The sequence below is a fragment of the Bacillus sp. JJ1521 genome (genome assembly GCF_036965165.1).
Classification (GTDB): domain Bacteria; phylum Bacillota; class Bacilli; order Bacillales; family Bacillaceae_L; genus Ferdinandcohnia.
Genome location: NZ_JBALOX010000063.1, coordinates 642 through 10203, shown reverse-complemented (window position 1 = coordinate 10203; position 9562 = coordinate 642). Strand labels below are relative to the sequence as shown.

The 9562-nt window shown below is 38.8% G+C and carries 7 protein-coding genes; 4 read left to right on the top strand and 3 right to left on the bottom strand.

Annotated features, from left to right (window positions below):
* Positions 1 to 73 precede the first annotated feature (73 nt).
* Positions 74 to 1792: an acetate--CoA ligase gene (acsA, locus tag V7147_RS09935; RefSeq protein WP_335367696.1), complete on the bottom strand. Its 1719-nt coding sequence runs from the start codon at positions 1790 to 1792 to the stop codon at positions 74 to 76.
* Positions 1793 to 2167: 375 nt separating this feature from the next.
* Between acsA and V7147_RS09930 the strand changes: the two genes are divergently transcribed.
* From V7147_RS09930 to V7147_RS09920, 3 genes are read left to right on the top strand one after another with little or no spacing between them, the layout of a single operon-like run.
* Positions 2168 to 2800, top strand: a complete 633-nt coding sequence (locus V7147_RS09930) for a GNAT family N-acetyltransferase (protein ID WP_335367695.1) — start codon at positions 2168 to 2170, stop codon at positions 2798 to 2800.
* Positions 2801 to 2818: 18 nt separating this feature from the next.
* A complete protein-coding gene (locus V7147_RS09925) occupies positions 2819 to 3457 on the top strand; it encodes an acetoin utilization AcuB family protein (protein WP_335367694.1) in 639 nt (212 codons plus the stop codon).
* Positions 3458 to 3459: 2 nt separating this feature from the next.
* Complete coding sequence (locus V7147_RS09920; RefSeq protein WP_335367693.1) at positions 3460 to 4614, top strand: acetoin utilization protein AcuC; 1155 nt, start codon at positions 3460 to 3462, stop codon at positions 4612 to 4614.
* Positions 4615 to 4834: 220 nt separating this feature from the next.
* Here V7147_RS09920 and ccpA read toward each other — a convergent pair whose 3' ends face one another.
* Both ccpA and V7147_RS09910 read right to left on the bottom strand, forming a co-directional pair.
* On the bottom strand, positions 4835 to 5836 hold the full coding sequence (gene ccpA / locus V7147_RS09915; protein ID WP_335367692.1) for a catabolite control protein A: 1002 nt from the start codon (positions 5834 to 5836) through the stop codon (positions 4835 to 4837).
* A 210-nt stretch (positions 5837 to 6046) separates the two neighbouring features.
* The gene (locus V7147_RS09910; RefSeq protein ID WP_335367691.1) at positions 6047 to 7126 is read right to left on the bottom strand and encodes a bifunctional 3-deoxy-7-phosphoheptulonate synthase/chorismate mutase; all 1080 of its coding nucleotides are present in this window, start codon (positions 7124 to 7126) and stop codon (positions 6047 to 6049) included.
* A 181-nt stretch (positions 7127 to 7307) separates the two neighbouring features.
* Between V7147_RS09910 and V7147_RS09905 the strand changes: the two genes are divergently transcribed.
* Positions 7308 to 9467 carry a cell division FtsA domain-containing protein gene (locus V7147_RS09905; RefSeq protein ID WP_335367690.1) on the top strand — a complete coding sequence of 720 codons (2160 nt, stop codon included), beginning with the start codon at positions 7308 to 7310 and terminating at the stop codon, positions 9465 to 9467.
* The last annotated feature ends 95 nt before the right edge of the window (positions 9468 to 9562 follow it).

The window sequence follows — 9562 nt, the reverse complement described above, 5'->3', positions numbered from 1 at the left end:
ACATCGACGTTCGCCACAGGACGTGGCGGTAGTTAGTCGATGTTCCTCAATCCGGGCGCCTTGCGCTTTTCTTTTAATCTTCCATAGTGGAGAGGTCGCCTGTTGGCAAATCAAGCTCCCACGCTTTAAGAACCCGTCTCATAATTTTTCCGCTTCGAGTTTTTGGAAGCTTTTCCTTGAACTCAATTTCACGAGGTGCAGCATGTGCAGCTAATCCCTTTTTCACAAAATCTCTAATTTCTTCTTTTAATTCGTCTGTCGCTTCATAGCCATCAATTAACGCAACGAATGCCTTGATGATTTCTCCTCGTACAGGATCAGGCTTTCCAATTACACCAGCTTCAGCGATTGCGGGGTGTTCAACAAGCTTGCTTTCAACTTCAAATGGTCCTACCCGCTCGCCAGAAGTCATGATTACATCATCCACACGCCCCTGGAACCAGAAATAACCGTCTTCGTCCATATATGCTGAATCCCCCGATACATACCAGTCCCCAGGCATAAAATAGGATTCATACTTGGACGGATTGTTCCAAATTTGATACATCATGGATGGCCAGCCTTTTTTTATCGCTAAGTTACCCATCCGATTTGGAGGTAGTTCATTGCCTTGATCATCGACAATGGCTGCCTTTATTCCCGGGAATGGTTTCCCCATTGATCCTGGCTTAATTTCCATACAAGCATAATTACTAATCAGCTGCGCACCGGTTTCTGTCATCCACCAGTTATCGTGAATGCGTAAATTAAAGACCTTTACGCCCCAACGAACAACTTCTGGATTTAGCGGCTCACCAACACTTAATATATGGCGCAAAGAACGTAAATCAAATTGTTTTACTAATTCGTCTCCAGCACCCATTAACATTCTAAATGCAGTTGGAGCACTATACCAAACTGTAATTCCAAAATCCTCAATTGTTTGATACCAGTTTTCCGGTCTAAAACGCCCACCAACGATTACATTGGAGGCTCCATTTAGCCAAGGACCGAAAATACCATAAGAGGTTCCTGTTACCCAACCAGGGTCAGCGGTACACCAATAGATATCATCCTCTTTTAGATCAAGAATCCATTTTGCGGTTTGATATTGTTGAACCATCGCATTATGAACATGTAAGACTCCTTTTGGTTTTCCTGTTGAACCAGATGTATAGTGCAGGAGCATGCCATCCGTTCTTTCGACCCATTCAATTTCTAACTCTTTACTTGCTGTTTCTAACCGGCTAAGATAATCAATGAAAGGACCATCTTCTTTAACATTTTCCCCAACTAAGACAATATGCTTTAATGCAGGTAAATCATTAAAAGGAACCCGATCAACTAAATCCGGAGTAGTGACAATCACCTTCGCTTCGCTGTCCTCTAAACGATCACGTACAGCTCCTTCCATGAATGCTTCAAATAGCGGACCAACGATTGCTCCTAATTTAATAGCCCCTAATACAGTAAAATACAGTTCTGGAGAACGAGGCATAAACACAAATACTCGATCACCTTTTTCAACATCAGCAGCTTGTTTTAAAACGTTAGCCGCACGGTTTGTATATTCTTTCATTTCTTTAAATGTATACTTCTCATCACGTTCTGGATCACGATAATAAAGGGCAACTTTATTTTTCCTCACACCCTCAGCATGGCGGTCAATCGCTTCATAAGCAATATTTACTCTACCTGTTTCAGACCAGGAAAAACGCGATTCTACTTCCGTCCAATCAAAATTCGCATATGCTTCATCATAATCTGTTAAATTATAATTCCCTTTCGTTGCTGGCAGCGCTTCCACTTTCACTCTACATTTCCCCTTTATGTAAGTTATTTACTATTCTATTATAAAATAAATCTCCTCTTTTCTCAATTTTTTAAATTTTGTTTATATATTATTTTTCTGTAAAATTGTATAATTAATGTAACATTATATAGTAGNNCTACTATATAATGTTACAGCCTCCGGAGGATGCCACGATTTTTCAGAGGAAATTTTTCGATACAGAAAGATCAAAGACTAAGAGCGCCACATCCTGTGGCAACGTCTTTGTGACCCACCTCGTGTGGGCCTCAAAATCGGGCGCAAATACGCCAAGGCGCATTTGATAAGAAATCTGAAAACGCTTTATTTTTACTAGATTATGTATAATGAGAATGACTCGAGAATGGTGGTGACATTGTGGAGCATAAGAAAACATATAACGCTAAGGAACTAAAGACCCCTCATGGTACACTCATTATAGAAGGTCCTATAACTGGAGAGGCCCTTGCAAGCTATGAATTCCACGAGGATCTGGTAGCTTTTCGTACTCCAAACCAACAGCACAAGGCATTGATTGAAATTGCTGATCTACCTGAAGGAAGAATCATTATCGCAAGAGAGCATAATACCGTTGTTGGGTATGTTACATATCTCTATCCAGACCCGCTTGAACGTTGGTCTGAGGGAAAAATAGAGAATTTAATAGAGTTAGGTGCTATTGAAGTAATTCCTAAGTTTCGCGGCAGTCGTGTTGGAAAAAATCTATTAATTGTTTCAATGATGGATGATGCCATGGAGGACTACTTGATTATAACGACTGAATATTATTGGCACTGGGACTTAAAAGGCACAGGACTTAATGTTTGGGAGTATCGAAAGGTAATGGAAAAAATGATGAGTGCTGGTGGTCTTGAATGGTTTGCAACAGACGATCCTGAAATTAGTTCACATCCTGCCAATTGTTTAATGGCTCGAATAGGAAAACGGATTAATCAAGATACGATTGAAAGATTCGACAGACTACGCTTTATGAATCGATTCATGTACTAGCTGCTAAGGGGGATTCACATGATAGTTGAAGAAATTATGAAAAAAAATGTAACAACTTTATCAGTTGATGATACCATTTCAACTGCGATAAAATTGATGGACGAAAAAAAAATTCGTCATATTCCCATCATCGATTCAAATCAACATGTGATTGGGCTTATAAGTGACCGTGATATTCGCGATGCAAAGCCCTCCATCCTAGACTATACCAATGAAGAAAAAACCCTTGAATCACCAATTAAAGAGATTATGGTTAAAGACGTGATAACTGGGCATCCTCTCGATTTTGTTGAAGAAATCACGGCTGTCTTTTCTGAGCATCGGATTGGCTGTCTTCCTATTGAATCCAACGGTAAATTAGTTGGAATCATTACAGAAACGGATCTACTACATACCTTCGCCCAGTTAACTGGAGCAAATCAGCCGGGTTCCCAGATAGAAGTTAAGGTTGCAAATCGGGCAGGAACGCTAGCAGAGGTTGTCAATGTTATTAAAAATCAAAATGTGAATATTCACAGTGTTCTTGTGTATCCCGACAAGGATATTCACTTTAAAATACTTGTGTTGAGAGTTCAAACAATGAATCCGAATAAAATCATTACAAATCTTAAAAATGAAGGCTACACGGTGATGTGGCCAACACTACCAGGGCTCTGATCATGACGAAAAAATCTGTTTTTGTCTATTCGGATCAGTTGTTAAAATATCGTTTTAGTCACGACCATCCCTTTAATCAAACAAGGGTAAAGCTTACATATGATCTACTCAAAAGTCTGAACTTGTTAAATGACTCGGATATAATCCCACCTAGAATTGCAACCGATGAAGAATTAGAGCTTGTCCATGACCCTAAATTCATCGAAGCGGTAAAGTTAGCTGGAGAAGGAAAACTCTCCGAAGAAGTAGGACATAGCTACGGAATCGGCACTGAAGATACCCCTATTTTCCCGGGGATGCACGAAGCAAGCGCCTTACTGGTTGGTGCTACTCTTTCCGCAGTTGACCATGTAATGTCTGGTAGGTCAAAGCATGCTCTTAATCTTGGTGGTGGATTACACCATGGATTCCGCGGGAAAGCCTCCGGATTTTGTGTGTATAATGACAGTGCTGTTGCTATTCGATATATGCAAAAGAAATATAATGTAAAAGTCCTTTATGTGGATACAGATGCTCACCATGGTGATGGTGTTCAATGGACATTTTATGATGATCCTGATGTATGTACACTTTCCATTCATGAGACAGGACGATATCTCTTTCCTGGTACAGGAAACGTGACTGAGAGAGGCGCAGGCAAAGGCTATGGCTATTCTTTCAACGTCCCTTTGGATGCATTCACTGAGGATGATTCATGGTTACACGCATACACTACAGCTTTTACAGAGGTAACAGAGTTTTTCAAACCTGATGTCATCTTTACGCAAAATGGTGTGGATTCCCATTATTATGATCCATTAACCCATTTGTCGACCACAATGAAAATCTATCGGGAGATTCCCAAGCTTGCTCACAAGCTTGCTCATCAATTTTGTGATGGTCGCTGGATTGCAGTCGGTGGCGGTGGATATGATATTTGGAGAGTTGTACCAAGAGCGTGGTCTTTAATTTGGCTTGAAATGATTGAAAAATCGGAGTTAAGTGGTCCCCTTCCAATTGATTGGATCAATAAATGGCAACCAAAAGCAAAATTAACTCTTCCTGCATTCTGGGATGATGAACCAAATATTTATCCACCTATCCCTAGAAAATCAGAAATTGAGGAAAAAAATGCTTTAACTGTGACAAAAACACTTTACCCGATACGGCAAAAATAAGAAAAGCGCAAGGCGCCCGAATTAAGGAACATCGACTAACTATCGCCACGTCTTGTGGCGAACGTCGATGTCAGCACATCCTGTGCAAGTCAAGCATAAGACAAGCGCTGACAGAAGGTGCCTTTTACCTTCCGAAGCGCTTGACTTACCAGAGACCCGATGGCGCCTGGAGCTAGACATCAAAAGAAGAAAACACGGCATGATAGCCGTGTTTTACCTCTTATTCTTTAGTTGATTTTCTAAATTCAATACGGTGTGGTAACACCACAATTTGTTCATCCACATTTTCTTTATTCATCAACTTTGTTAATAATCTCATCGCCACCGCACCAATGTCATACATTGGTTGTACAACTGATGTAAGCTGTGGACGGACCATCATGGCTAAACGTGTATTATCAAAGCCAATCACTTCTATATCATTAGGAATCGAATAGCCTAGATCTTGCGCACTATGGATTACTCCTAATGCCATCTCATCTGTACCAACAAAAATAGCTGTTGGCTTGTCGGCTAGTTCATGAATTTTCTCGAAACCTTCGATACCTGAATCATATGTGTAATCACCTTCGATTACATATTCTTCATTATACGTAAGACCGGCATCCTCGAGTGCTCGCTTATAACCAGCAAGTTTCTTTTCACCATTAATAGGTTCATTTAATAACCCGCTAACAAAAGCTATTTTCTTATGGCCTCTTTTCGTTAATTCCGTCACCGCATCATATGATGCCTGCTCAACATCAATTGTAACCGCTGGGACCGAATTTGAACTTTCTACTGAGGCAGCTAATACAATCGGAACAGGAGATTTATCGAATTCCTCGACATGTTCTTCTGTAATATTTCCGCTCATAAAGACAATTCCATCAACTTGCTTACCAAGCATTGTATTTAAAAGGTGGAATTCTTTATCCTTGTTTTGGTCCGAGTTGCTAAGGATAATATTGTATTTATACATAGTCGCAATATCTTCAATTCCACGTGCAAGCTCTGAATAAAAAATATTTGAGATATCTGGAATGATTACTCCGACCGTTGTCGTTTTTTTACTAGCTAGTCCTCGAGCCACAGCATTTGGGCGATAGCCTAATCGATCAATCGCTTCTTGTACTTTTTTTCGGGTGGTTGGTTTTACATTTGGGTTACCATTTACAACACGTGATACGGTTGCCATTGATACGTTTGCTTCCCTTGCTACATCATAAATTGTCACATTCATTGACAGCACTCCTTATTTCAAGTTCCACTTATATATAGTATGAACTTTTTTATACAAACAAATGTCATATTTGCTTACTTTATGTAAATTATCATACGCTACTTATCTTACTAGGGCAATTACTTTGTGCATTTCTTAACAAATTCGAAACAAAAACCCTAAAAAACCCCCTACATATAGTAGGAGGTTTTCATGAAAAATCAAATGAAGTTATACACGAACTGCTAAAGATGCTTTAAGTTCTGTAATCCATTTTTCAAATTGATCAAAATCCATTTGCTGCGCTGAATCTGATAAAGCAACTGCTGGATCTGGATGAACCTCCGCCATGACACCATCTGCTCCAATTGCAAGAGCCGCTTTTGCAGTTGGCAATAATAAATCACGACGTCCAGTTGAGTGTGTTACGTCAACAAATACTGGTAAGTGTGTTTCTTGTTTTAAGATTGGAACAGCAGAAATATCTAATGTATTACGAGTAGCTCTTTCGTAAGTACGGATACCTCTTTCACAAAGTATGATTTGGTCATTTCCTTGAGAGATAATATATTCAGCTGCATTTACGAACTCATCAATCGTAGCAGCCAATCCGCGTTTCAATAATACAGGCTTTTTAACAGAACCTGCTGCTTTTAATAATTCAAAGTTTTGCATGTTTCTTGCACCGATTTGAATGACATCAATGTAATCACAAGCAACTTCAATGTCTGCTGGGCTTACAATTTCACTGATAACAGCCATGTCAAACTCGTCAGCCACACGTTTTAATATTTGTAATCCTTCAAGACCTAAACCTTGGAAGTCATAAGGTGATGTTCTTGGTTTGAATGCGCCACCGCGAAGTAATCGTAAACCATATTTTTTCGCCTCTGCTGCAACAGCAGCTGTTTGCTCATAGCTTTCAACTGCACAAGGTCCAACGATAAATTGCTGTGTACCATTACCAATTTTTACACCTTTAATATCTACAATTGTATCTTCAGGCTTTTTCTTACGTGAAACAAGGAGAGCTTTGCGATGATCATCTTCTTGTATCTCAAGACCTGCTTTAAAGATTTCTTTGAAGATATGTTGAATTGTTGATGTTTCAAAAGGTCCTTCATTATGTTCTAAAATGTTATTTAACATTGTTCTCTCACGAACTGGATCATAACGATTAACGCCTTGTGTTTCTTTTACTTTTCCAATCTCTTGAACCAATTTACCGCGTTCACTAATAAGTTTAAGAATTTCAAGATTAATTTCTTCCACTCTTTCGCGAAGATTATCTAATTCTACTGCTTTACTCATCCAAATCTTCCTTTCTCCCATAAGCTATAAGTCGCAATCTAACCGAAAATATGATACATTTCAAGTAATTAGAATTCATTATAAACGAATTCGTTCAGGATGTCACTAATTTTTTTATCACTTAAACGCTTTTAAGTGATAAAGTATTTTTATAATTCTTGTAAATATAGGTGAATACATAATGGAAAAAAATCCATCAATTTTTGCACTTGATATTGGGACACGTTCTGTAGTCGGACTAATTGTTGAAAAAACGGGTTCTTCATATAATATAATCGATTTTGTAATTCGTGAACATAAGGAAAGAGCCATGGTTGATGGCCAAATTCACGATGTTATTGCTGTCTCTAATGTAATACGTGAGATAAAAGAAATACTAGAGGTAAAGCATGGTAAATTAACTAGTGCTGCTGTTGCCGCTGCTGGAAGAGCTTTAAGAACGGAACGCTCTAGTAAAACAATTCAGATTTCTTCAAAGCCATTGATTCAAAAGGAAGATATTTTGCATTTAGAGTTAAGTGCTGTGCAGAAATCACAATATGCATTAGCTGAAAAAAATAAATCGGAAAAAAGCTATGATTACTACTGTGTGGGCTACTCGGTTATCCATTACTTCTTAGACAATCAAGAAATAGGAAGTTTAATCGACCAGCAAGGAAATGAAGCCAGTGTTGAGATTATCTCGACTTTCCTTCCTAAGGTTGTTGTCGAATCATTAATATCTGCTTTGCATCGAGCAGACCTTGAAATGCAGGCCCTCACCCTTGAACCTATTGCCGCCATTAATGTGCTTATTCCACAATCGATGAGAAGATTAAATGTTGCGTTAGTTGATATTGGGGCAGGTACCTCTGATATAGCCATTACAGATGAAGGAACCGTTGTTGCATATGGAATGGTGCCTATTGCTGGAGATGAGATTACGGAAGCAATTAGTGACCAGCTTCTCCTCGACTTTCCACTTGCCGAGCAAGCAAAACGTGACTTATTAACGAATGATATCATTCAAGTTGTTGATATTCTTGGCTTTGAAACTTTGGTGAACAGGCAAGAAGTAATTGATCAAATTTCTGACTCGATTGATAGATTAGCAGAATCGATTCGGGACGAGATACTAAATTTAAATAAAAACAAATCACCAAAGGCTGTCATGCTCGTTGGTGGGGGCAGCTTAACTCCCGAATTTCCAAAACGGCTTGCGCATTCACTTGGTTTACCCGAAAACCGCGTTGCAATTCGCGGTATTGATGCAATTAACCAGGTGGAAATGAAACAGGATATTCGAAAAGGACCTGAACTCGTAACACCCATTGGTATTGCTATTGCATCAAGCCAAACACCTGTTCATTATGTCAATGCAACAGTCAATCAAAAATCAGTGAGACTTTTTGAAATGAAACGTCTAACTGTCGGAGATAGCTTACTAGCGGCTGGAATTAAACTGCATAAGCTGTATGGGAAACCTGGACTGGCCATGATCGTAAAGGTAAACCAGCAGTCCATCACAATTCCTGGAGGTTATGGAGAATCTCCTAATCTTTTAAAAAATGGGAAGCCATGTTCATTTGAAGATGAAATTTTAAATGGGGACGAAATCATAGTTAGCAAAGGTAACGACGGTACAAAAGCAACCGTGATGATTAAAGACCTTATTGACGATATTCCTCAAAAAAGGATTTACATGAATGGTGAAGAAATGGTGATAACAGCTACCATCAAACAAAATCATCAACTAGCAAATCCAGATGACTTTGTTCATGATCATGATGAGATTTCATTTTATTTTCCGGAAACGATCGAAGAATTGATTCGGACAAATACCTATCCATTCCGGAATGAAATGTTAAATGAATTTACCATTTCTTTAAACGAACAAAACATCAAACTAAAACAGTTTTCTAGTAAATTAATGAAAAACGGAGCTAAGGTTTCCATACATTCAGCTTTTATGGATCAGGATTCATTTGAAATAGAGCCAGGGATTGCCCCAACCTTACGTATTTTTGCAGATACACAAAAAATTCAAATGGACTATTCCATTCAAGTATTTTATCAGGAGAAAATGATCTCTCTCAATAAGCCACTACATGAATTTTATCGAAATGGGGAGATTCTTCATGAGGATGATCTTCTTAAGCACGGTGATAAACTGCAAATGAGAACGAAAGAAGTGGAACCATTTATTTTTCAGGATTTATTTCGCTTTGTCGAAATTCATTTGCCTACAGGTTCAGCTGGAAGGTTTTCACTCTTAAAAAATGGGGAAGAATGCACATTTTATGACATTCTCTCACCCGGGGATCATTTAGATATAATTTGGCCTGAAAAATCAATATCATAAAAAATTAGTAAAGTCCATGGTTTAGATACCATGGACTCATTTTTCGCTGTCTAGTTCCAGGCGCCATCTGCTCGAGTTCATAAGCCAATCGCTTC

Coding starts and splice junctions, on each gene's coding strand:
- V7147_RS09905 (WP_335367690.1), top strand. CDS start 7,308: ATGGAAAAAAATCCATCAATTTTTGCACTTGATATTGGGACACGTTCT.
- V7147_RS09925 (WP_335367694.1), top strand. CDS start 2,819: ATGATAGTTGAAGAAATTATGAAAAAAAATGTAACAACTTTATCAGTT.
- ccpA (WP_335367692.1), bottom strand. CDS start 5,836: ATGAATGTGACAATTTATGATGTAGCAAGGGAAGCAAACGTATCAATG.
- V7147_RS09910 (WP_335367691.1), bottom strand. CDS start 7,126: ATGAGTAAAGCAGTAGAATTAGATAATCTTCGCGAAAGAGTGGAAGAA.
- V7147_RS09920 (WP_335367693.1), top strand. CDS start 3,460: ATGACGAAAAAATCTGTTTTTGTCTATTCGGATCAGTTGTTAAAATAT.